The sequence below is a fragment of the Pseudomonas entomophila genome, from assembly GCF_029478665.1.
GTDB classification, from domain to species: Bacteria; Pseudomonadota; Gammaproteobacteria; order Pseudomonadales; family Pseudomonadaceae; genus Aquipseudomonas; species Aquipseudomonas entomophila_F.
The window spans coordinates 13,106-32,942 of record NZ_JARPQB010000007.1; the positions used below are offsets into that span (position 1 = coordinate 13,106).

Below are 19,837 nucleotides of genomic sequence, written 5' to 3' on the forward strand. Positions count from 1 at the left end.
ATGAGACGGAACCCAACCTATGGCAGCCCTGACAAGCGATGTGAAAGCCTTCATCGTTCAGGCTTTGGCGTGCTTTGACACGCCCACCCAGGTCTCACAAGCCGTAAAGCAAGAGTTCGACATCGATGTGACCCGCCAGCAGGTGGAGCAGCACGACCCAACCAAGCGCGCCGGGGCGAACCTGGCAGCAAAGTGGCGGACGCTGTTTGAGGATACCCGCAGGCGCTTCCGTGAGGAGGTAGCCGAGATCCCCATTGCCAACCGGGCGTTTCGCCTGCGCGGCCTGGGCCGGATGGCCGAGAAGGCCGAGAACATGCGGAACCTGGCGCTGACCGCCCAGCTGTACGAGCAGGCGGCCAAGGAATGCGGCGACATGTACGTCAACCGCAAGCTCGAACCCGACAAGCCCCTGGGCTCCCAGGCGGACCAGCAGCACGCTGTTGCTGAGTACAAGCTGGAGCCAGACGAAGGTGTCCCGACTACCCCGTACCTATGACCTGCCGGTGAAGCTGACGCCGAAGCAGGCGAACATCTACGTCTGGGGCTTTCAGCCTGAGGCGCGTTTCCGTGATGCGGTGTGTGGGCGTCGATTCGGCAAGACTTTCCTCGGCAAGGCAGAGATGCGCCGCGCGGCCCGGTTGGCTGCGGAGTGGGGCGTGAGCGTCGAGGACGAGATCTGGTATGGCGCGCCGACGTTCAAGCAGGCCAAGCGGGTTTTCTGGCGCCGTCTGAAGCAGGCCATCCCTGAAGCGTGGCGCGCGGCCCGGCCGAACGAGACCGAGTGCTCGATTACCCTCAAGTCCGGCCACATCATGCGTGTGGTCGGCCTGGACAATTACGACAACCTGCGGGGCTCCGGCCTGTTCTTCGTCCTGGTGGACGAATGGGCGGACTGCCCGTGGGCAGCCTGGGAAGAAGTGCTCAGGCCAATGCTCTCGACCTGCCAGTACACGATCCCTCAGACCGGGGAGTCGAGAAAGGGCGGGCATGCGCTGCGGATCGGCACGCCGAAAGGCTTCAATCACTGCTATGACACCTACCGTGACGGGCAGCCGGGCGGCGAGCCTGATCACAAGAGCTGGCAGTACACCTCGCTGCAGGGCGGTAACGTCCCCGCCGACGAGCTTGACGCTGCCCGGCGCAAGATGGACCCGCGCACGTTCCGCCAGGAATACGAGGCCGGGTTCGAGAACTACGCCGGGGTGGTGTACTACACCTTCGACCGGACCGAGTGCCGCACCAGCGAGCGCGTCAAGCCGGGCGAGGCCGTGCACATCGGCATGGACTTCAACGTCATGAAGATGGCCGCGGTCGTGTACGTGGTCCGGGACGGCCTGCCGCTGGCGCTGGATGAATTCCACTCGGTGCGGGATACGCCCGAGATGATCGAGAAGATCAAGGTTCGCTTCTCCGGCCACAGCGTCTCCGTGTACCCCGACGCCAGCGGCCAGAACACCAGCAGCAAGAACGCCAGTGAATCGGACCTTTCCCTGCTCAAGAAGGCCGGCTTCACCGTGGTGGTCGACTCACAGAACCCTGGCGTCAAGGATCGCATTAACGCGGTCAACTCTATGTTCCTGAATACCTACGGGGAGCGGCGCCTGAAGGTCAACATCGACCAGTGTCCGCAGCTTACGCAGTGCCTGGAGCGGCAGACCTACACCGACAAGGGTGAGCCGGACAAGGACCCCAAGAAGGGGCACGACCACATGAACGACGCCGCCGGCTACTTCATCGCCAAGCGGTTCCCGATCAAGACTCAGTCCGCCGGCACCCGCCGCATCGGAGGTTTGGCGTAATGCCTGTTCAATCCACCAACCCAGACTACGACGCTCACATCGAAGAGTGGCGGATGATGGACGACGCCCTGGAGGGCGAAGGCGCCATCAAGCGCAGTCCGCGCAACCTGCCCAAGCCCAGCGGCATGGTCGAGGCTGAGAAGCTGGACGGCCAGGGCAATGCGTACCTCTACCGTAACTACACCGAACGGGCACAGTACGAACACTGGGTGCGCGACTCGCTGCGCTCGATGATGGGCTTGGTCTCGCGGCTGATACCCGAGGTTAAGCTGCCTGCGGGGCTGAAGGGCCTGGAGGACAACGCCACGGCTGATGGCTTCGGTCTGACCCAGCTGTTTCTGCGGATCGTGCGCCAGGCCATTTCCCACGGCCGGGTGCCGCTGGTGGTCAACATCGATGACGCCGGCCAGCCGTACTTCGCCACCTATGCAGTGCGCAACGCCATCAACTGGAACACCGCCGACCAAGGTGGTCGCCAGGACCTGGTGCTGTCGGTGTTTCGCGAGTTTCGGCGCAAGGAGCGGGACCGCTACAGCCACGAATGTGAGACGGTGTACCGCGAGTTCTACATGGACGGCGCGGTCTGCCGCACAGGCGTGCGTAACGAGGCCGGCGAGCTGATTGAGGATGATCGCCCGCTGGGCACCGTCGATGGCAGCAACAACTTGGTGCGCGGCCTGGACTACATCCCGGTCATCTACTGCGGCTCCACCGACAACTCGCCCGACGTGGACGAGATCCCGTTGCTGACCATGGCCAGGGCCGCGCTGAAGTCCTACCAGCTGAGCGCCGACTACTTCACCGCCCTGCATCAGACCAGCCACCCGCAGCCGTGGGTATCCGGCTTGGACGAGAGCGTGGAGCTCAGCGTGACCGGCCCCTCTGCGGCATGGGATCTCGGGCCGAAGGGTCAATGCGGCTATCTGGAGTTCCAGGGCGCGGGCATCGAAGCTGTCCGCAAAGCGATGGAAGACCAGAAGAACGCCGCTCTCGAGGCAGTCGCCAAGGTCATGGACGTGTCCGGCACGGAATCGGGCGAGGCCCGCAAGACCCGGCAGAACGACCAGCATGCCACCCTGCACAGCATCGTCATCACTGCGGCTGAGGCCATTGAGCAGGCCTTGCGGTACGCCGCAGAGTGGACTGGCTACGACCCGGACGACGTCGTCTTCACGGTCAAGCCGGAGTTCGTGATTCCAGAGGTAAACGCCCAGGTGCTGGCCGAGCTGCAGAAGAGTGTCATGGCCGGCACCATCAGCGCCGAGACTTACTGGCAGTACCTCACCACTGGGAAGCTTCCCGAGCACCCCTACGACGAAGAGGCCGAACTGATCGGCGACAACCACGGCGCGGGCGGCGTGAACCTGGACAAAGACGATGGCGACGAAACCGGAGCAAACGGCGGACGAGAAGCTGCTGGAGCAGCTCAGCCGCCACTCGGTGCTGCTTGAGCGGCTCAAGGCCGGCGAGGTCAAGAAATTCGAGACCTACCTGCGAAGGGCTGATGCCCATGTCCGCGACCAGCTCAGCCGCAAGGAGCTGACCACCTACGGCCGGAGCCGGCTTGAGGAGTTTCTTGGGCGGGTGGGCGGCAAGCTGCTGGAGATCTACAAGGCCTTCAGCGATCGGATGCAGTCTGACCTCGTGGACATCGCGCAGTACGAGGCTGCATTCGAGGGGCGCAGCCTGGCGCAGGCGCTGCTGATCGATGCGGTCATGCCAACTGACGCCTTGATTCGTGCCGCCATCAATACGCAGCCGCTGCAGGTGACCGGGGCGGATGGTGGAAAGCTGCTCAGGACCTTCCTCCGCGGCTGGACGCGCACCGAGTCTGACAGAGTCGCCAATGCCATCCGCATGGGCGTCGTGCAGGGCCAGACCAACGCCGAGATTACCCAGGCAGTACGCGGCACCGCAGCGCAGAACTTCACGGACGGCTTGCTGGCTGTGACGAACCGAAATGCTCGAGCGGTTGTACAGACCGCAGTTCAGCATGTCGCCACCACGGCGCGCGTCGAAACGCTCAAGGCGAATGCCGAGGCGGTGCCGGGCTATCGCATCGTAGCTACCCTGGACCGAAAGACCAGTACACAGTGCAAGAGCATGGATGGGCGAGAGTTCGAGATGGGCAAGGGGCCTGTGCCCCCATTCCACATCCATTGCCGGACCACCATTACGCCGATCACCAAGTTGTCGGCCCTGTTCGGGCAAAGTGCCACGAGGGCCGCCGTGGGCGCGGATGGCGGCGGACAGGTCTCGGCAAGCCTCAGCTACTACCAGTGGCTCAAAACACAGCCAGCGGCGTTCCAAGACGCTGCACTGGGGCCGGTGCGCGGAAAGCTGTTCCGTGATGGCGGCCTGACGGCCGAGCGCTTCGCCGCGTTGCAACTGGACAAGAACTTCAAGCCGCTGACGTTGGATCAGCTCAAGGAGCTAGAACCGCTCGCGTTCGGGCTTGCTGGGCTGTGAGTCAGCAGCCTTTCCGCTCGGCGTCGAAAGCCATCAGTTCTTCAAAGTAAATGGCATGCCATGGATTCACCTCGCCAGCAAGATCAGCAGCTCGGGCGTTTCTTACTGTCTCGTCATCAGTTGGCTGGGCGGCTGTCATAAATTTTCCCAGCAGATTCATTGTTTTTGTCGCCAGTCTCGGTGGGGAGTTTGCTATGAGGGCCTCCGCGGACGCCACTGCCGTTTCATACCGAAGTGCCAGCTCTTCATGCGAGGGGTTGGGGTGGTATGGATAAGTCATGGTCTTTGAGATCGACACGAGCATGAATTCAGCTTTGGTACGAAGCTTTTCTTCGCGCTCGTCGAGCCTTTTCACGCAGCTCATGCGCAGATCTTTTTTCGTCGACAGGTAAGATCCATATGTCTGCACTCCCAATCCAGCGGCAGTGAGCACTCCAGTAATGAGTGCTACTTGCACCGTCACATCAAGTCTCAGCCAGCTCGATTTCTTGTTCTCGTTGTAGGGTTTAGGACTTCTCATTGGGTACTGCTCGCACAAAGGATCAAAAGGGGTGTCACTCGCGGCGGCATCCTACAACGCACTCAATCAAAACTGACTCGCTTCGGCGGGTTTTTTTATGCCCGCAAGGCGGGCCATCAATCCCCTGGGGATAGCCACATGCCTTTTGATTTCGACCCGGCCGCCCACGGCCTCACTCTCGACGAAACCCAAACCGCCGCGCTGAAGGCAGCGCTGGGCGGCGAGGTGCAGAAGTTCCTGGACGGCGAGGTCTCTGGCCTCAAGTCCAAAAACACCGAGCTGCTCGGCTCCAACAAGGCCATCAAGACCGAGCTGGACAAGCTGAAAGGTCAGTTCGAAGGACTGGACATCGAAGCGGTCAAGGGTCTGCTGGCCAAGGCTGGTCAGGACGAAGAGACCAAGCTGATCGCCGAGGGCAAGCTCGACGAAGTCATCAGCCGCCGCACCGAGCGCCTGCGCACTGACCTGGACAAGCAGGTCAAGGCCGCCAACGAGCGCGCCGACAAGGCCGAAGCCTTCGCTGCCAAGTACAGCGACAAGGTGCTGGCTGACTTCATCCGCGCTGCCGCCATCAAGGCCGGCGCGCTGCCCGAGGCTGCCGAAGACATCATCCTCCGCGCCCGCGGCACCTTCAAACTGAGCGAAGACGGCGAGCCTGTCGCCACTGACCGTGCCGGCGAAGTCTTGTACGGGAAGGACGGTAAGACCCCGCTGTCTCCCCTCGAATGGGCGGAATCGCTGCGCGAAACCGCTACCCACCTGTGGCCAAGGGCTCAGGGTGCCGGGCAGACCGGCGACAACGGTGGCAAGGCCACGAAGAAATGGGGCGAGTACACCGAGGCGGAGCGCGCTGCGATCGCTCGGGACAACCCCGAAGCGTACAAAAAACTTCAAGCCACCCGAGGGACCTAACCCATGGCATCTACCCAACTGTCGGACATCTTCGTTGCCGACTACTACGGCACTCTGGAGCCGGTGAACTCTCCAGAAAAGACCGCCGTCTACGAGTCGGGCATCATCACCCGCTCGGCTACCTTGGACAACATCGCCAAGAACGGTCAGGGCACTTCCGAGATCAGTTACTGGCAAGATCTCGATGCCGACGAGGCGCCGAACATCTCCAACGATGACCCTGACGACATGGGTGCTGTCGGCAAGGCCGAACAGGGCAGCATGCGCGCCCGAACCCTGTACCTCAACAAGGGCTACGGCGTCTCTGACCTGACTGCTGAACTCGCCAACTCCGAGCCGATGCAGCACATCCGCAACCGCTTCGGCACCTACTGGACCCGCCAGTGGCAGCGTTATCTGATGGGCGCAGGACGCGGCATCATAGCGGCCAACATCGCCCAGAACGGCGGCGACATGGTCAAGGATGCGGGCGCATCTATCAGTGCCAACGCCTTCCAAGATGCCGCCTTCACTGCCGGTGACGCCGCCGACATGTTCGGCGCCATCGGCGTGCACTCGGTCGTCATGAATCAGATGGTCAAGCAGGACATGATCGAGTACCTGCGCGACTCGCAGGGCAAGATCATCCTGGCGACCTACCTGGGCAAGCCGGTGTTCATGGATGACGCCCTGACCTACGCGCCGGGCCAGTTCCTCTCGCTGTTCTTCGGCCAAGGCGCATTCGGCTACGGCGAGGGCGACCCGCACATGCCGGTTGAGATGCAGCGCAAGGCCGATGGCGGTAACGGCGGCGGTGCCGAGGTCTTGTGGGAGCGCAAAACCTACATCCTCCAGCCGGCCGGCTTCAGCTGGCAGGGCAGCGAGAACCGCAACCTGAGCCCGACCGCCGCCCAGTACGCCTCGGCGGCCAACTGGAAGCGCGTCTTCGACCGCAAGCAGGTTCCGTTCGCCGCAGTCATCAGCGGCACCGCTACCCCTTGACCCCATGATGCAGGGCGCCGGCCTGGCGCCCTGCGCAGGAGATCAGCATGAAAGTCATCTACACCAACACCCCGGGCAGCGAGCGCGGCACCTGCTATCGCCGCCTGGATCAGTTTTTCGGCGTGATCGACGGCGCGACCTCGGTGTCCGTGCAGGGCGATGCTCCGCATATCGGCGAGGCGTACCAGCGCCAAGGCATCAGCATCAGCGAGATCGAGGAAGGGCTGCGCCTGGATGGTCCCACCGTCGCTCAATGGGTGGCGGAGGGTTACAAGGCATCGGCCTACCCACCTGCAGGCTATGCCGCCATCAGTACTGCGGCAGAGATCGCGATGGCGCTGGAGGAGGAGGGCCACGGCAATCTCGAGACTGACCCTCACAAGATGAACGTGCCCGAACTGAAGGATTGGCTCACCGCCAAGGGCATCGACTTCGATGCAAGCGCGAAGAAGCCCGACCTGCAAGGCCTGATCCCGCAGGAGTAAGCCATGACCGACTACATCACCGTCGCCGACGTCAACGAGAAGCTCGGGTCGGGCTGGGCCGGCGCCAGTGATGCGGAACTTGCCGTGGCCATGGCCAATGCCTGGCTCACGGCCAAGATCAAACGGGCGGTGCCAGATCCGGTGCCGGACGCCATCGTCAATGCCGGTGCGCAGGTGGCCAAGCTGGCTGTGGCTGGCCAGCTCTACAAGGACACCCAGCGCGAGGTGCAGAGCAAGACCGTGTCGGCCCAGGCCGGCACCTCGACCAGCAAGACCTATGTTGCGGGCTCAGTCGATCGCTCTGCTGGCGAGAACTTCGCTCTGGACCTCATCGCTCCCTGGACCCGGCGCGCCGGCACCGTAATGCTCAAGAGAATCTGACCCATGGGCATGCGCGAAGAAATCCAGGCAGACCTGGCGGAAGCGTTCGATGATCCGGATGGCCTGGCCGATGCGGTGAAGCCTGTTGCAGGGAGTCGAATGGTCAAGGGCGGATATGACCCCGAAGCCGGCGGCACCGTGCCGGCCACGACCATCCACTACACCGGGCGCGGCGTGTTCGGCAGCTACCTGGCCAAGGAAATCGATGGCACGCGTATCCAGACCGAGGACGTGAAGCTGCTGGTGCTGCAGAACGAACTGTTCGAGGGCCAGGCTGGCGCTGTTACCGATGTTCCGGCGGCGCCCAAGATCGGCGACCAGGTGAGAGGTTACCGCGTACTCAATGTGTCCGAGGACCCAGCCAGGGCGACTTGGACCGTCCAGCTGAGGAAGTGATATGGCGCGCGGCACACATATGGCACAGCGATACGGTGGCCAGCAGGGCGGCTTCGCTGAAGCTATCCGGGCATTCGCCGAGCAGGCAGAGCAAGCCCTAGACGCCACCTTCCGCGAGATTGTGATCGAGATCGGCAGCAGCGTTATCCGCATGTCGCCGGTCGGCAACCCGGAGCTGTGGGCTGCCAACGTGGCGCACCGCGCCAAAGCCACCAGGGCCGCCGACGACTACGACTTCAAGGTCGCGGTCCGCAATACCCTGATCAACCTGAACCAGGACAACTTCACCAAGGCCGGGAAGCTTCGTAGAGGGGTGAAGTACGCCAAGCCTTTAACCAAGACCGAGCGTGTGCAGAACTTCGCTACCAATGGCCTGGTCGCTGGTCAGGGCTACGTGGGCGGGCGATTCCGGGGCAACTGGCAGTTCTCCATTGATTCGCCAGCGACTGAGGAACTCGACCGCATCGACCCGTCGGGCAGCGAAGCCATTACCGCGCTCATCACCCAGGTGCAGGCGCTGACCATCGGCCAGACCGCATACATCGTGAACAACCTGGCGTACGCGGTGCCGCTGGAATACGGCCACTCAACCCAGGCCCCGGCCGGCATGGTCAGGGTCACCCTGGCGAATTTCCAGCGCATCGTCGAGGAAGCCATAAGGAATCACCGCGTATGAGCCATGCACGAGCCCGTCAGGCCATCGAAATCAAGCTGATGGCCTGGGCCGCGGCGCGCCCGATCCGGGTCGCGAACTTCGAGCAGGCTTTCGAGGCCGGTCCCGACGAAACCTACCTGCGCGCCTTCCTGCTCCCGGCCAGCACCACCTGCCGCTACTTGGGCGGTGAAGCCTATGAGTACACCGGTGTTTACCAGGTCAGCATTAGCTGCCCGGCGGGCCAGGCGCTGGCGGCCGCCGAGACTTTGGTCGGAGAGCTTTCTAGCCTCTTCCGGGTGGATTCGGAGCTCAGCCGAAACGGCTTCGAGGGCATGGTAGTCGAGCCGGTAGAACAGGGCCCCACCATCACCGAGTCGGCGACTTACACAGTCCCGGCCAGCTTCACCTACCGCGGCATCGCGGACCAACCGCCCGCTGGGGCATAACACCGCCGCCCGGCGGGCTACCAAGAGGAAACACACATGGCCGCACGCATCCCGCTGCCGAACGGTTCTGTGCTGGAGATTGCCAGCACCCAGGGCACCGCTGTGCCTTTCACTGCCCTGACCAATGCCAAGCCGCCAGTGGCGAGCGCGGCAGGCCACAGCATCGATGCCGACGACGTTCTGCTGATCAGCTCCGGCTGGGCCCTCATCAACGACCGCACCGCCAAGGCCGCCAACGTCACCACCGACGCGTTCTCACTGGCGGGCCTGGACACCACCAACACCGACCGGTACACCGCCGGTGCCGGCGTTGGCTCGGTTGTCCCGGTGTCGGGCTGGACGCAGATCTCGAAAGTGACCGGCTTCACCGTCTCCGGCGGCGAGCAGCAGTTCCTCACTGTCGGCTACCTCGAGAACGACGACGATCTGCAGTTCCCGACCAACCGCAACCCGATCAGCGTGTCTGTGACGGTCGAGGACCAGCCGACCGCGCTGTACGTGCCTGTGGTAGAGGGCTACGACGACTCCAAGGAACTGACGGTGATCCGCCTCAAGCTTCCGGGGGGCGGTCAGATCTTGCTGCCTGGCTACGTCAGCATCACCAGCACGCCGACCATGGAGCGCAACCAGCTGATGACCCGCACCATCAGCGTTGGCCTGTCCGGCCGCCCAACCCGTTACAGCGCCTAAGGAGAGCCCATGGCGAAGATCAAGATCGCGCAAAACCCGACTTTCACCACGGTTGTGCAGGTCCCACGCATCGGTGGCGAGTCGGTGCCGGTCGAGTTCCAGTTCCGCTACATGGACCGGGTGACACTGGCAAGCATGTTCGACCGCTGGAACAAAGCGCGCGATGCCTGGGCAGAAAAGGCCCAGAAGGATGGCGCGAGCTGGGAGGAGGTCACCGCCGGTGAAATCACCCTGCAGGCCGAGCAGCTGGGCGAGATCATCACCGGCTGGGATCTGGAGGACGAGTTTAGTGCTGAGGCCATCGTCGACCTGGTACGCACCTGCACCGGCGCACCGAAGGCAGTGACCGATGCCTACCAGGCGGCCTACAACCCGGCCCGCCTGGGAAACTGAGGGCGGCGGCCCGGGCGTTGTATGAGCGCGGCCCGTCCGCCGAGCAGTTGGCGGCCATTGGGCTGAGCCAGGCCGACCTCCCCGAGGAAGAGATGGAGGTTTGGCCAGATGCTTGGCCAGCCCTTCTGGTATTCGAGGCATTGGGCACGCAGTGGCGCTTGGGCCAGGGAGGACCTTCGGGGTTGGACTACACAGCCATCCCCGCGGTCGCGTCGATGCTCGGAATAAAGCGCCGAGAACTCACCGAAATTTTCCCCGATCTCCGCATCATGGAGCACGAAGCTCTGGCCGTGATGGCTGAGGCGGGGGCCGATTAGGTCAATTCGGAGTGTTCAGATCGCCGAGCGAGTAGATTAAGATGCCCTGCTTACTTGCGTGCGTAACCTGTACGGTGCCACCGATGTAAACACGGCCATCTGTCTTCTCAAGCTCTTGTCGAATTTGAGTGCGCATTATCTCTGGCGCGCATTTCGGAAAAGTCTGTAGGTCAAGGCCAGAGTAAGAAGTTAGCTCAGGCTTCACTCCCAGTCCGTACTGCAAGCGTTCCGAGCGAAAGTCATTGACAGAGCGATAGGCGAATCCATGAACAGCATCATCAATGAAGCCAAAGTGATAGATCGTTGCCGTCTGGTCCTGGGTGGCCTCGGTCTGAGCATTCAGTTCGCTCCAGAGAACCTGAAGCTCTTGCGGAGCGTGTACATTGATCGCATCCACATCGAGGAAGGTGCCTTGGTGATTCACCAGGCCGATCCAGCGATTGTAGAACAGACCGGATCCTGTGCCGGCAATGATCATTCGCAGGTGCGGGAAAGCAAGGGCCTTGCTCACGAAGCCTGGCGGAGAACCGTCGGGATAATGTAGGAGCGTATCGGTTGCAACGATTATCTCATTGGCGTCTGTATAGAAGAGGAACGATGTCATATGGCCCTCCTGGCCATGCATTACAGCTGTCGGAGGCTAATCCGAACGCTTGCTCCGTGCTACTGGCTTTCCGTCCAGGGTGGATGGGTGGACAGGAACGCGCTAGGATCCGGATTTTGTGTGAGGGATTACGATGATCAAAGCTGTTTCGATCGCGCTCGATCAGGGCCAAATGGAAAGTCTTGCCATTGAGCGGGGAGTGAAAGTACCTTCGACACTGAATGGTAGTGGTGACTGGTATGACGTGGAGTATTTGATTCTCTGCAGTTATCACAGCCCAAGTATGGTGGCTAAGATCAAAGAAATCGTGATACCACAGAAAAAAGGTGTGGGGCGATTTGCTCGATTTCTTGAGCTACGTTCACTGGTCATGAAGAATACTGAGGATGGCTATCATGCAGCATTCAATGACTATAAGTACCGCGGGGTAGGTGCTGAGCTTTTCGAATTCGAGAACGATGACTTCTTCCGGGTCGGTGATCCAGTCCCGCTTACTGTTGTTGAAGGAGAAAGGGGCTCTTTGACTTTGAGCAGAGCCATCCGTGAGCTCGCACGGACCTATAGCGTCGACCGTAGTCAAGTTGAAATCATCATTCGCTCGAAGCTCGATACATCAGCGAGTGACGATTCAAGTCGGTAGCCCTCAGCCCAGCCCCGCGCTGGGCTTTTTGCCTTAAGCCTTGAGAGGATTTCGTCGATCCTTGAGTACGGGATCCAGCTCACGTGCTAATTGGTCGGCGAGAATTCCCAGTATTGTCCATATGGCCATTGAGCGGGTTCGGATGACAATCGCATGGGTCTCCTCGTCCTCTCCCTCAGGCTCGTACGGCGCGAAGTTCTTCTGATAAACAGCGAAGCCGATCGGCTCACTGACTTTGAAAAATTTTGCTAGCAGTGGCTTCAGGCGTGCTGGTTCATTTCGATGTCCTACTGCGTTGCGTAGGTTGTTGAGCGCCTTAATCGAATCCCACAGCTCGGGCCCCATGGCCGAGCCTACAATTGCCCTGCAGAGCTCCGTAGCAGTGCCGAAAGTAAAAATGTCGTTTCGGCTGTAAGGGCGGGAGTATTGGGCGACCCCAGCCGCTATCAAATCATGCATTTGTTCTTCGACAGTCATGTGGCCGCGCAGCACTGCAGACAGCAGATCACTGTCTCGGTCGAATATTCGATGAAACTGCCCAATTTTCTTATCTACGTCCGTTCCGAATAGCTCTCTTTTCATTGTTTTCTTTGCTTGGATGGCATCACAAATATCTCGGCGCTGGGCCGGGTTATGGTTTTGTGTCATTGCAGTTTAGTCATCTTCGGCGGATTCACTCGGCTCTTCTATCCACCGGAAAAGCGCAAGAGCCACTATCCGCAAGACGTTAGCTGTCTTCTGATCACCCTGCTTTTCGGCATCGCGCGACATCTCAAGCATGTTCGCTTTGACGCTGCGGAAGATGTAATCCTCATAGTCGAGCCCTTTTTCTCTCGCTTCTTCCTTCCATCTCTTTTGGATCTCGGGGTCGAGCGAGTGGAGTGCGTCCACCAGGCGATCTTGCATTGTGGGGCTGGCTGCATGGGTACCGTCTGCCGAGGCTTCTATCTGACTAGACAATTCACCGGGGCAGTCCAGCGCCTCCTCCAGTGCCCATAAAGCTTTCTTACGAGGCTTCGATTTTCCCGACTCGTATTTCGATATCTGCGACCACGAAAGGCCAGCCATTGCAGCAAGGTCCCTCTGCGTGAAGCCTTTTTGCGTTCGAAGTCGGATTAGCTTGTCAGCGAAGAGATCGGTCATTTGGGGCTCAAAAGGTGCGTTGCATCCGCACAGCGTACGTGCCTAGAAACGTACAAAGCAACAAATGACACACTATCGTTTGACAAATGAAGCAAAGGAAGCAAGAATCGACCTTGTAAATGAAGCAAAGGAAGCACGGCAATGGGAAGCGATAAAATCACTACAGCAGTACGGATGCTTTGCACGCTTCGGCAAAAGCTGGAGCAGCGTGCCGAGGAGAACGGCCGAAGCCTGAGCGGCGAAATCGTTTTTCGCCTGAGGAAGTCCTTGGAGCAGGAGATACAGGATGAGCAAAAACAGCGGGCATGAAAAAGCCCCAGTGCTGGCGGGCGCTGAGGCTTTGGGTAACGAGATCAACTTCGAGGAAGAAATCGTCATGGCGAATAATAGCACAAACGTGGTCCCGTTCAATTTCGGCAAGCATCAGGTTCGCACGCTGATGATCGATGATCAGCCGTGGTTTGTTGCCACCGACGTAGCTTCCGCGTTGCTTTACGCAGAAGCCAAGGACATGACACGCAATTTGGACGACGACGAGAAGGGTCGGCAGATTGTGCCGACCCCCGGCGGCGACCAAGAATTGCTGGTCATCAATGAGTCCGGCCTGTACTCGGCGATCCTGCGCAGCCGCAAGGCTGAGGCCAAGCGCTTCAAGAAGTGGGTGACTGCTGAGGTCTTGCCAGCTATTCGCAAGCATGGGCGCTACGAGGACAGGCAGGCCAAGATGCCGACCCTCATTGACGAACTGATCGGTATGAGCGAGCTCAGCGTTATCAAGGGCCTCATTCGGGGCAAGAGCAAATCGCTGCCGTCGAGCTTGCGGCACAGTTTCGTACTCACCATGCACAATCGACTGCACACCCGTTTCAACGTGCCGCGCACCGAACTTATCCCTGCTGGCCAGTTCGAAGCGGCTTGTACCTTCATTGCGGCTTACCGGGTGTTGGAGGGCGAGTTCATCGAAAAGGAACAGCCTCAGTTGCAGCTCCCACTGAGCATCCATTACCCAATTGAAGCGCTCGCCGCGCGCCGGGAAGGCATGCTGGTAGAGCGCGGCAGTGAAAAGGCTTGGCTGGACGTGACGCTGTATGATCTCCGCGACATTCACGGAGAGGGTACCCCGCTGGAAAGCCTACTCTGGCAATTGGAGGAGGCAGGCTACGACATCCGTGGAGCATGGTGGGAGCTCAGGACTTACCGCAACAAGCTGGACTCCTTGAGTTCATTCATTTCGGGACTCAACCAAGCGGTTGAGCGTCCTCAGCGCTATGCGGTCGGGCCTTTCAAGGGGAGGGCTGCAGTATGAGCATGGAACTGCTGACCTTGAGCATCAAGGGCACCTCGCCGCTGATGATGCACTCCGACAAGCTGGCTAACCCGCTGCACCCGGCAACGAAGGCGCATCGGGAACTCACCAGCAAGCGCAAAAAAGTTGATGACGATCATGTAGCCATCGCGAGGTCCGAGTTCATTGCAGGCATCTACTTCGACGAGCGAGCCGGCATCCACATTCCGGGGGCAAACTTTGACGCCACTTTCCTAGCCGGCGCCAAGTTGCAAAAACTGGGTACCCACTGGAAGCGCGGCGCTCTCGTGATGACCGACAGAGCCAGCCTGGACTTTGAGGGGCCTGACACGCCGGAGTCGCTTTGGGAGGATCAGCGTTTCGTCGACTGCCGAGGCGTGAAGGTCGGACAGGCCAAGATCATGCGGTACCGGCCGATCTTCCTCGACTGGGCCTGCCAGCTTGAGGTGGCTATCAACACCGATGTGTTGGACCTTCAGGAGGTCAAGAAGGCTATTGAGGACGCCGGAAAGCTGATCGGCGTCTGCGAATATCGGCCGCGCTTCGGGCGCTTCGAGGTGGCTTATGTCTGAGGTCACCAAGTATCCGGCGCACAAGCAGGCGGTCGAAGACTTCCTGGCGCAGTTCAAGTACGGCGATCTTGTCGGCCATGACTGGCTGGAGGCGCGGTTCGGGATGCTTTCGATGAGCGAATCCAGGTCGCTGACGGTCGACCAGTTTCGGGATCGCCAGTTCGAATGGCTGGCCAATGTCGAAGCGTTCAAGGCTGATCTGCTGCGCGACCATCAGGTATGCCTGCAGTCGGTTCGTGGGCGCGGCTACCGATGGGTGCCGCCGCATGAGCAGACAGGCGTGGCGATGGATGAGCTGGGACGCAATGTCCGCAAGGTGTTCCGCAGCACCGGGCAGAAGCTCCGGCACCTGCGGATCACTGAGCTGACGGACGAGCAGCGGCGGGACAACCTGGACCAGGTGGCGAAGTTCTCCGCGCTGCGCGGCATGACTACCAAGGCGTTGAGCTGATTTCACAGCGTACAGCGCATCCAGAGGGTGCGTTGTGCAGTGGCGAAAGCTGCTAGTGGTTAGGTTGGCCAAGGTGAGTTCTGCTAAGGTCGGGCGGGCTGTGGTATGGGCTGAAACCAGCGTAATACCCCTTCAATGAGGGGGTATTACAGTGGCGACAGTCACTCGATGGCACGGCGTGCTCTGGTCTGCTCAGGTCAGGTGGGCTGGGGTCAGGTCTGGCAAGCTGAGATTCGGCTTGGCGGGTCGGGCCATGGTATGGGCCGTAAACGGCATAGACAGGGCACCTTCGGGTGCCTTTTCTTTTGGTGCCGCTGCTTGGTTTTGCACTGACACGACGCGATGGTAGATTGCCCTCATTAACAAGGAGGGCGCGCATGAAGCGTTTGGCACTGGTGACTCTGGCAGCAGCGGTGGTGTACGGCTGTTCTGATGACGGACCCTGGGGCGGCCCAGCAGGAACGAAGATGGGCCTCAAGCTAGAGCAAATAGAGAAGCACGCTGTACTGCAAAAGGAAGGCTCAAACAATGTCGGGGCCACTATCTATTCTTCAAAACAGGCACCGAAGCTGGACGCTCAAGCTGACAGTTACAACTATGTGTTCACCAAGGACGGTGGCCTCTGCTTGGTACAGATGCGCTTTGAGAACGTGAACCGATCGAGCTCGACGTTGATGGTCGAGTTGAAGGCGAAGTATGGGATGCCGGTTAAGGACGAGCGAGTGCCGTGGGGCGTGGTCTGGGCATCGAGCAAGTACAAGTTGAGCGATGAAATCATTGAAATCACGAGTGAGTTCACTGGAAGTGAGCCTCGCGTCTCTGCCTTAGTTAGTTTTTGGTATGAAAACTTCGATCAGTGCCGAACGAAAGATTAGCCTGAACCAAGGCCCGCCTAGCGCGGGCTTTTTTACGCCTGGAGAAAATCATGACCACCATCGCCTCCCTTGGCCTGCAGATCGACTCCGGCGATGCCGTTGAGGCGAAAGATAACCTCGATCAGCTAACGGATGCCGGTAAGCGCAGTGAGGAGTCGGCTGGCCGAACTGGACGCGCCTGGGAGTCCGCCCTGGGCAGCCTGCAGGGCGATACCCGGCAAATCGTGCAGGAACTACAGACGCTCAACGCCAAGCAAACTGAGCTGGCGCAGCAGATGGCCACTGTAGGGCGCGCCGTTACCAGTGCCTCCACGGCGTTCAGTAGCGCCGCAGCGAACATTGGGGCTTTTCGTACTGAGGTCGCGCAGGCAGGCAAGGTGCAGGAGGGGCTTACCAGTGCCACGGATGCTGGCGCCCAGGCCGGCCGGCGCGCAGCCGAATCCGCCGCTGAGCAGCAAGCCAGGATTCTGGCAGTTGCAAAGGCCTCGCTGGAGGCCAGCCAATACGTCCAGTCACTTAACCGGGCGACCGAGCAAAGCGCCGAGGTCACCGCCAAGGCGAATGCTGTGCTGTCGGACAGTGCCAGCCGGCAGGCAGCCATCAACAGTCGGGCCCAGGCCCTCATCGCCACGGAGGAGCGCCAGGCGGAGGCGGCGAAGAAGGCCGCTGGCGCGCACCGGGAAGAAGGCCAGGCGCTTGAGGAACTGCTCGGCAAGATCGACCCGACCGTGGCTGCCATGAGCCGGCTGGACCAGATGGAGCAGAAGTTGAAGGGCTTCCGCACCAGTGGCGCGCTTGATGCGGAGACGTTCGGCGAGTACCAGGCGAAGATCGATCAGGCGCGCACAGCCTTGGGTGGCGCTGATGCTGCACTGAACAGAACCGGCATGACGGCCAAGCAGACCGCTGCAGCACTGCGCATGGTCCCGATGCAGTTCAGCGACATCGTGGTGTCATTGCAGGCCGGCCAGGCGCCCATGCAGGTTATGCTTCAGCAGGGCACTCAATTGCGGGATAGCTTCGGTGGTATCGGACCAGCAGCGAAGGCAATGGGCGGCTATGTGGCTGGGCTAGTAACCCCGCTGACTGCCGTAGGAGCCGCACTTGCCGCTCTGGGTCTAGCGTACTATCAAGGTAGTAAGGAGCAAGATGCGTTTCTTCAGAGCCTGGTGACGACCGGAAATGCAGCGGGCGCCACGACATCTGGCCTGGCTGCAATGGCGAGACAGGTTGGCTCAACCGTTGGCACCACGGGAGCGGCTGCTGCTGTTCTGGCTCAACTCGCAGGGACCGGAAAAATAGTCAGCTCCAGCTTTGAGCAGATCGCGATTGCCGCGCTTTCGTTCGAGAAGGCGACTGGAAGGGCTGCGTCTGAAACTGTGGCTGAATTTGCAAAACTTGCAGATGATCCAGTCAAGGCCGTAGTTGCCCTTAACGAAAAGTATCGCTTCTTGACCGCGGCAGTTTTCAGTCAGATTCATGCACTTCAAGAGCAAGGAGATACCCTTGGAGCTCAGCAAATTGCCGAGGGTGCATATGCGGATGCTTTGACAAAGCGCGCCGGAGAGATACAGCGTAATTTGGGGTATGTAGAGCGTGCCTGGGACTCTGCTAAGGGGGCGGCTAAGGGGGCCTGGGATGCATTTCTCGACATCGGTCGAGAGGAGACCTTTGAGGACAAGCTCCGTCAACTTGAGCAGCGAGCGAACATTGGTGCTGGCGGTCTAGGAGGCGGGCTTCTGTCCGGTTTTGAGGCTGCCCAGGGCAGCACAACAGAGATTGGCAAAGAGTGGACTGGGGTTCTTCAGCAGGAGGTTGATGACCAATCCAAGGCTCGAGCAGCCATGTTCGAGGCGGAGGCCGTAGAGCGCGGCACCAAAGCCTATCAGGCCCTTCAGAAGGCTATCGACAGCACAGCACCGAAGTCTGAAAAACTGAAGAAAGCGCTTGATGAAAATAGGCGGCAAGTCGCAGAGGCTCGCCGCGCTGGCTACACGATTACTGCTGAGCAGGAGACCGCCCTGGAGGCGCAGACCAAGGCTAAATTCAAACCGGCCGCAGCGCGTTCTTCAGCGGTTGATTTATCCAGCTTCAACGACCAAAAGAATGCGTTGAGCGCCATCCTTGCCGAGTACAAAAACCACCAGAAGGAGCTGGATGCGGCGCAGAAGGCCGGGATCATCTCCCAGGAGTCGTACGCCTCCCAGCGCGCCGCGATCATCGAGCAGCAGAAGGCCGAGGTCACCAACGCCTATGAGGCCGAAATCAAGGCCCTGGAGGACGCAAAAGGCCGGAGCAGCACCAACGCCCAGCAGCGCATTCAGCTTGACCAGAAGATTGCCGACGCGCGGGCCGCCATGGTCAAGGCGCAGAAGGATGCTGACTCGGAATTGGCCGTGCTCGCCACCAATGAGCAGGGCCGCCTGGCCAAGCAGGCGAGGGCGGTGCAGACCTACACTGATGCCCTTGATCAGCAGGTCAAGGCCCTGAGGCTTCAGGGGCAGCGAGCTGCCGATGGTCTGGGCCTTGGCGATCGCCAGCGCGCCTTGCAGGACCAGCAGAACGGCATCACCGACCGGATGAACCAGCAGCGGCTGGACCTGGCCAATCAGTACGGCGACGGCTCCCGCGGCATGAGCCTCGACGAGTACAACCAGAAGCTGGCAGCCCTGAAAAAGACTGAGCGGGACCTGCAGGAAACGACCATCGTCAACTACGACGCCATGACGGCGGCGCAGGGTGACTGGCGAAACGGGGCATCGTCTGCGTTCAGCAGTTACCTGGAGCAGGCTCGGGACGTTGCAGGCCAGACCCGCACGCTGTTCAGCAACGCTTTCTCCAGCATGGAGGACGCGATCGCAAACTTCGCCATCACCGGCAAGCTGTCGTTCTCCGACTTCACTAAGTCGGTGCTGGCGGACATGGCCAGGATCGCGACGCGGCAGGCGATCACCGGCATTGCCGGCAGCCTTTTCGGATCGGTCATCGGTGGGTTCTTTGGTGGTGGTGCCTCGGCAGTTGGCGAGGGAACCATGACCGGGTTCAGCGAGGGTTCATTTGTGGCGAACGCCAAGGGCGGGGTGTACGACTCACCGAGCCTCTCGCACTTCAGCAACCAGGTGCACAGCACGCCCCAATTATTCGCCTTCGCGAAGGGGGCGGGCGTGTTCGGTGAGGCGGGTCCGGAGGCAATCATGCCGCTGACCCGGGCGCCGGATGGCAACCTCGGGGTGCGCGCTGTGGGTGGAACCTCGGGAGCGTCGAGTGCCGGCATGGAGCAGAAAATGGAGATCACCATAAATATCAACCGCGACGGGTCGGGCGACGTGGAAGCTGATACCGAGCTTGGGCAGAAACTGGCACCACAGTTCCTCCAGATGGTGCGCGCCGAGATCGCCAGCAACGAGCGGAAGACGCTCGGTCCCAGCGGAGCCACCTGGCGCGCAATCAAAGGGAGAGCCTGATGGCAATCGAAACCTTTCGCTGGCCCACCGAGCGCGGCGAGACACCCGACATCCAATATCGGGTGCGGGAGTCTCGCTTCGGCGGCGGATACCGGCAGGTCGTGGGCGATGGCCCGAACAACAAGGAAGACAGCTACCCGGTGACCATCACCGGGAGGAAGTCCCGGGTGCTGGAGGTCATGGCCTTTTTCGACCGGCACGCCGGCGCGAAGGCCTTCCTCTGGAGCACCCCGCTCGGTGAGCTGGGGCTGTTCACCTGCGTCGACCCCAAGCCGACCCCCATGGGCGGCGAGCAATTCAAGGTCACCGCGACCTTCCGGCGAGCCTTCCACCCGTAA

Annotated in this window: 26 protein-coding genes; 22 read left to right on the forward strand and 4 right to left on the reverse strand. The window is 60.7% G+C overall.

What is annotated here, in order from left to right:
* Nucleotides 1–19: 19 nt before the first annotated feature.
* Genes P5705_RS05050 through P5705_RS05065 form a run of 4 tightly spaced genes read left to right on the forward strand, consistent with a single transcriptional unit; the run spans nucleotide 20 to nucleotide 4,268 of the window.
* Nucleotides 20–496 carry a DUF2280 domain-containing protein gene (locus P5705_RS05050; protein ID WP_277459812.1) on the forward strand — a complete coding sequence of 159 codons (477 nt, stop codon included), beginning with the start codon at nucleotides 20–22 and terminating at the stop codon, nucleotides 494–496.
* Complete coding sequence (locus P5705_RS05055; RefSeq protein ID WP_277459813.1) at nucleotides 471–1,799, forward strand: terminase; 1,329 nt, start codon at nucleotides 471–473, stop codon at nucleotides 1,797–1,799. Before P5705_RS05050 ends, P5705_RS05055 begins: the two co-directional genes overlap by 26 nt.
* Nucleotides 1,799–3,250, forward strand: coding sequence for a DUF4055 domain-containing protein (locus tag P5705_RS05060; RefSeq protein WP_277459814.1), 1,452 nt, complete (start codon nucleotides 1,799–1,801; stop codon nucleotides 3,248–3,250). Before P5705_RS05055 ends, P5705_RS05060 begins: the two co-directional genes overlap by 1 nt.
* Nucleotides 3,177–4,268 (forward strand): minor capsid protein, encoded by a 1,092-nt coding sequence (locus P5705_RS05065; protein ID WP_277459815.1) that lies wholly within the window; start codon nucleotides 3,177–3,179, stop codon nucleotides 4,266–4,268. The genes P5705_RS05060 and P5705_RS05065 overlap by 74 nt, the downstream gene beginning before the upstream one ends.
* Nucleotide 4,269: 1 nt before the next feature.
* Here the strand turns inward: P5705_RS05065 and P5705_RS05070 are convergent, their stop codons facing one another.
* On the reverse strand, nucleotides 4,270–4,788 hold the full coding sequence (locus tag P5705_RS05070) for a hypothetical protein (protein WP_277459816.1): 519 nt from the start codon (nucleotides 4,786–4,788) through the stop codon (nucleotides 4,270–4,272).
* A 138-nt stretch (nucleotides 4,789–4,926) separates the two neighbouring features.
* Between P5705_RS05070 and P5705_RS05075 the strand changes: the two genes are divergently transcribed.
* From P5705_RS05075 to P5705_RS05120, 10 genes are read left to right on the forward strand one after another with little or no spacing between them, the layout of a single operon-like run.
* A complete protein-coding gene (locus tag P5705_RS05075) occupies nucleotides 4,927–5,700 on the forward strand; it encodes a hypothetical protein (RefSeq protein ID WP_277459817.1) in 774 nt (257 codons plus the stop codon).
* A gap of 3 nt (nucleotides 5,701–5,703) precedes the next feature.
* Entirely contained in the window at nucleotides 5,704–6,681 is a 978-nt protein-coding gene (locus P5705_RS05080) for a major capsid protein (protein WP_277459818.1), read from the forward strand.
* Nucleotides 6,682–6,728: 47 nt separating this feature from the next.
* Complete coding sequence (locus tag P5705_RS05085; protein ID WP_277459819.1) at nucleotides 6,729–7,166, forward strand: HeH/LEM domain-containing protein; 438 nt, start codon at nucleotides 6,729–6,731, stop codon at nucleotides 7,164–7,166.
* Nucleotides 7,167–7,169: 3 nt separating this feature from the next.
* Nucleotides 7,170–7,547, forward strand: coding sequence for a hypothetical protein (locus P5705_RS05090; protein ID WP_277459820.1), 378 nt, complete (start codon nucleotides 7,170–7,172; stop codon nucleotides 7,545–7,547).
* Nucleotides 7,548–7,550: 3 nt separating this feature from the next.
* Nucleotides 7,551–7,943 (forward strand): hypothetical protein, encoded by a 393-nt coding sequence (locus P5705_RS05095; protein WP_277459822.1) that lies wholly within the window; start codon nucleotides 7,551–7,553, stop codon nucleotides 7,941–7,943.
* Nucleotide 7,944: 1 nt separating this feature from the next.
* A complete protein-coding gene (locus tag P5705_RS05100) occupies nucleotides 7,945–8,619 on the forward strand; it encodes a hypothetical protein (protein ID WP_277459823.1) in 675 nt (224 codons plus the stop codon).
* The gene (locus tag P5705_RS05105; RefSeq protein WP_277459824.1) at nucleotides 8,616–9,044 is read left to right on the forward strand and encodes a phage tail terminator-like protein; all 429 of its coding nucleotides are present in this window, start codon (nucleotides 8,616–8,618) and stop codon (nucleotides 9,042–9,044) included. The genes P5705_RS05100 and P5705_RS05105 overlap by 4 nt, the downstream gene beginning before the upstream one ends.
* A gap of 36 nt (nucleotides 9,045–9,080) precedes the next feature.
* Nucleotides 9,081–9,734: a phage tail protein gene (locus P5705_RS05110; protein WP_277459825.1), complete on the forward strand. Its 654-nt coding sequence runs from the start codon at nucleotides 9,081–9,083 to the stop codon at nucleotides 9,732–9,734.
* Between the two features lie 9 nt (nucleotides 9,735–9,743).
* Nucleotides 9,744–10,127 carry a phage tail assembly chaperone gene (locus P5705_RS05115; protein WP_277459826.1) on the forward strand — a complete coding sequence of 128 codons (384 nt, stop codon included), beginning with the start codon at nucleotides 9,744–9,746 and terminating at the stop codon, nucleotides 10,125–10,127.
* 47 nt (nucleotides 10,128–10,174) lie between these two features.
* Nucleotides 10,175–10,444 (forward strand): DUF1799 domain-containing protein, encoded by a 270-nt coding sequence (locus P5705_RS05120; protein ID WP_277459914.1) that lies wholly within the window; start codon nucleotides 10,175–10,177, stop codon nucleotides 10,442–10,444.
* A gap of 1 nt (nucleotide 10,445) precedes the next feature.
* Here the strand turns inward: P5705_RS05120 and P5705_RS05125 are convergent, their stop codons facing one another.
* Nucleotides 10,446–11,048, reverse strand: a complete 603-nt coding sequence (locus P5705_RS05125) for a hypothetical protein (RefSeq protein ID WP_277459827.1) — start codon at nucleotides 11,046–11,048, stop codon at nucleotides 10,446–10,448.
* Nucleotides 11,049–11,181: 133 nt separating this feature from the next.
* Here P5705_RS05125 and P5705_RS05130 point away from each other — a divergent pair, with 133 nt between their 5' ends.
* Nucleotides 11,182–11,688 carry a hypothetical protein gene (locus P5705_RS05130; protein WP_277459828.1) on the forward strand — a complete coding sequence of 169 codons (507 nt, stop codon included), beginning with the start codon at nucleotides 11,182–11,184 and terminating at the stop codon, nucleotides 11,686–11,688.
* 33 nt (nucleotides 11,689–11,721) lie between these two features.
* Here the strand turns inward: P5705_RS05130 and P5705_RS05135 are convergent, their stop codons facing one another.
* Both P5705_RS05135 and P5705_RS05140 read right to left on the reverse strand, forming a co-directional pair.
* Nucleotides 11,722–12,336 carry a hypothetical protein gene (locus P5705_RS05135; RefSeq protein ID WP_277459829.1) on the reverse strand — a complete coding sequence of 205 codons (615 nt, stop codon included), beginning with the start codon at nucleotides 12,334–12,336 and terminating at the stop codon, nucleotides 11,722–11,724.
* Between the two features lie 6 nt (nucleotides 12,337–12,342).
* Nucleotides 12,343–12,831: a helix-turn-helix domain-containing protein gene (locus P5705_RS05140; protein WP_277459830.1), complete on the reverse strand. Its 489-nt coding sequence runs from the start codon at nucleotides 12,829–12,831 to the stop codon at nucleotides 12,343–12,345.
* A gap of 141 nt (nucleotides 12,832–12,972) precedes the next feature.
* On the opposite strand from P5705_RS05140, the gene P5705_RS05145 reads away from it, so the two are divergent.
* The 7 genes from P5705_RS05145 to P5705_RS05175 all read left to right on the forward strand — a co-directional run bounded on the left by P5705_RS05145 (nucleotide 12,973) and on the right by P5705_RS05175 (nucleotide 19,837).
* The gene (locus P5705_RS05145; RefSeq protein ID WP_277459831.1) at nucleotides 12,973–13,140 is read left to right on the forward strand and encodes an Arc family DNA-binding protein; all 168 of its coding nucleotides are present in this window, start codon (nucleotides 12,973–12,975) and stop codon (nucleotides 13,138–13,140) included.
* On the forward strand, nucleotides 13,118–14,137 hold the full coding sequence (locus tag P5705_RS05150) for a BRO-N domain-containing protein (RefSeq protein WP_277459832.1): 1,020 nt from the start codon (nucleotides 13,118–13,120) through the stop codon (nucleotides 14,135–14,137). The genes P5705_RS05145 and P5705_RS05150 overlap by 23 nt, the downstream gene beginning before the upstream one ends.
* A complete protein-coding gene (locus tag P5705_RS05155; protein WP_277459833.1) occupies nucleotides 14,134–14,709 on the forward strand; it encodes a hypothetical protein in 576 nt (191 codons plus the stop codon). Before P5705_RS05150 ends, P5705_RS05155 begins: the two co-directional genes overlap by 4 nt.
* Nucleotides 14,702–15,160 carry a hypothetical protein gene (locus P5705_RS05160; protein WP_277459834.1) on the forward strand — a complete coding sequence of 153 codons (459 nt, stop codon included), beginning with the start codon at nucleotides 14,702–14,704 and terminating at the stop codon, nucleotides 15,158–15,160. Before P5705_RS05155 ends, P5705_RS05160 begins: the two co-directional genes overlap by 8 nt.
* Before the next feature lie 377 nt (nucleotides 15,161–15,537).
* Nucleotides 15,538–16,035 carry a hypothetical protein gene (locus tag P5705_RS05165; RefSeq protein ID WP_277459835.1) on the forward strand — a complete coding sequence of 166 codons (498 nt, stop codon included), beginning with the start codon at nucleotides 15,538–15,540 and terminating at the stop codon, nucleotides 16,033–16,035.
* A 50-nt stretch (nucleotides 16,036–16,085) separates the two neighbouring features.
* On the forward strand, nucleotides 16,086–19,499 hold the full coding sequence (locus P5705_RS05170; protein ID WP_277459836.1) for a phage tail tape measure protein: 3,414 nt from the start codon (nucleotides 16,086–16,088) through the stop codon (nucleotides 19,497–19,499).
* Nucleotides 19,499–19,837, forward strand: a complete 339-nt coding sequence (locus tag P5705_RS05175) for a phage tail protein (protein ID WP_277459837.1) — start codon at nucleotides 19,499–19,501, stop codon at nucleotides 19,835–19,837. Before P5705_RS05170 ends, P5705_RS05175 begins: the two co-directional genes overlap by 1 nt.

Bases quoted from the DNA above. Each gene is read 5' to 3' on its own strand.
- P5705_RS05050 (WP_277459812.1), top strand. From the start codon at position 20: ATGGCAGCCCTGACAAGCGATGTGAAAGCCTTCATCGTTCAGGCTTTG.
- P5705_RS05060 (WP_277459814.1), top strand. From the start codon at position 1,799: ATGCCTGTTCAATCCACCAACCCAGACTACGACGCTCACATCGAAGAG.
- P5705_RS05065 (WP_277459815.1), top strand. From the start codon at position 3,177: ATGGCGACGAAACCGGAGCAAACGGCGGACGAGAAGCTGCTGGAGCAG.
- P5705_RS05070 (WP_277459816.1), bottom strand. From the start codon at position 4,788: ATGAGAAGTCCTAAACCCTACAACGAGAACAAGAAATCGAGCTGGCTG.
- P5705_RS05075 (WP_277459817.1), top strand. From the start codon at position 4,927: ATGCCTTTTGATTTCGACCCGGCCGCCCACGGCCTCACTCTCGACGAA.
- P5705_RS05080 (WP_277459818.1), top strand. From the start codon at position 5,704: ATGGCATCTACCCAACTGTCGGACATCTTCGTTGCCGACTACTACGGC.
- P5705_RS05085 (WP_277459819.1), top strand. From the start codon at position 6,729: ATGAAAGTCATCTACACCAACACCCCGGGCAGCGAGCGCGGCACCTGC.
- P5705_RS05090 (WP_277459820.1), top strand. From the start codon at position 7,170: ATGACCGACTACATCACCGTCGCCGACGTCAACGAGAAGCTCGGGTCG.
- P5705_RS05095 (WP_277459822.1), top strand. From the start codon at position 7,551: ATGGGCATGCGCGAAGAAATCCAGGCAGACCTGGCGGAAGCGTTCGAT.
- P5705_RS05100 (WP_277459823.1), top strand. From the start codon at position 7,945: ATGGCGCGCGGCACACATATGGCACAGCGATACGGTGGCCAGCAGGGC.
- P5705_RS05105 (WP_277459824.1), top strand. From the start codon at position 8,616: ATGAGCCATGCACGAGCCCGTCAGGCCATCGAAATCAAGCTGATGGCC.
- P5705_RS05110 (WP_277459825.1), top strand. From the start codon at position 9,081: ATGGCCGCACGCATCCCGCTGCCGAACGGTTCTGTGCTGGAGATTGCC.
- P5705_RS05115 (WP_277459826.1), top strand. From the start codon at position 9,744: ATGGCGAAGATCAAGATCGCGCAAAACCCGACTTTCACCACGGTTGTG.
- P5705_RS05125 (WP_277459827.1), bottom strand. From the start codon at position 11,048: ATGACATCGTTCCTCTTCTATACAGACGCCAATGAGATAATCGTTGCA.
- P5705_RS05130 (WP_277459828.1), top strand. From the start codon at position 11,182: ATGATCAAAGCTGTTTCGATCGCGCTCGATCAGGGCCAAATGGAAAGT.
- P5705_RS05135 (WP_277459829.1), bottom strand. From the start codon at position 12,336: ATGACACAAAACCATAACCCGGCCCAGCGCCGAGATATTTGTGATGCC.
- P5705_RS05140 (WP_277459830.1), bottom strand. From the start codon at position 12,831: ATGACCGATCTCTTCGCTGACAAGCTAATCCGACTTCGAACGCAAAAA.
- P5705_RS05145 (WP_277459831.1), top strand. From the start codon at position 12,973: ATGGGAAGCGATAAAATCACTACAGCAGTACGGATGCTTTGCACGCTT.
- P5705_RS05150 (WP_277459832.1), top strand. From the start codon at position 13,118: ATGAGCAAAAACAGCGGGCATGAAAAAGCCCCAGTGCTGGCGGGCGCT.
- P5705_RS05155 (WP_277459833.1), top strand. From the start codon at position 14,134: ATGAGCATGGAACTGCTGACCTTGAGCATCAAGGGCACCTCGCCGCTG.
- P5705_RS05160 (WP_277459834.1), top strand. From the start codon at position 14,702: ATGTCTGAGGTCACCAAGTATCCGGCGCACAAGCAGGCGGTCGAAGAC.
- P5705_RS05165 (WP_277459835.1), top strand. From the start codon at position 15,538: ATGAAGCGTTTGGCACTGGTGACTCTGGCAGCAGCGGTGGTGTACGGC.
- P5705_RS05170 (WP_277459836.1), top strand. From the start codon at position 16,086: ATGACCACCATCGCCTCCCTTGGCCTGCAGATCGACTCCGGCGATGCC.
- P5705_RS05175 (WP_277459837.1), top strand. From the start codon at position 19,499: ATGGCAATCGAAACCTTTCGCTGGCCCACCGAGCGCGGCGAGACACCC.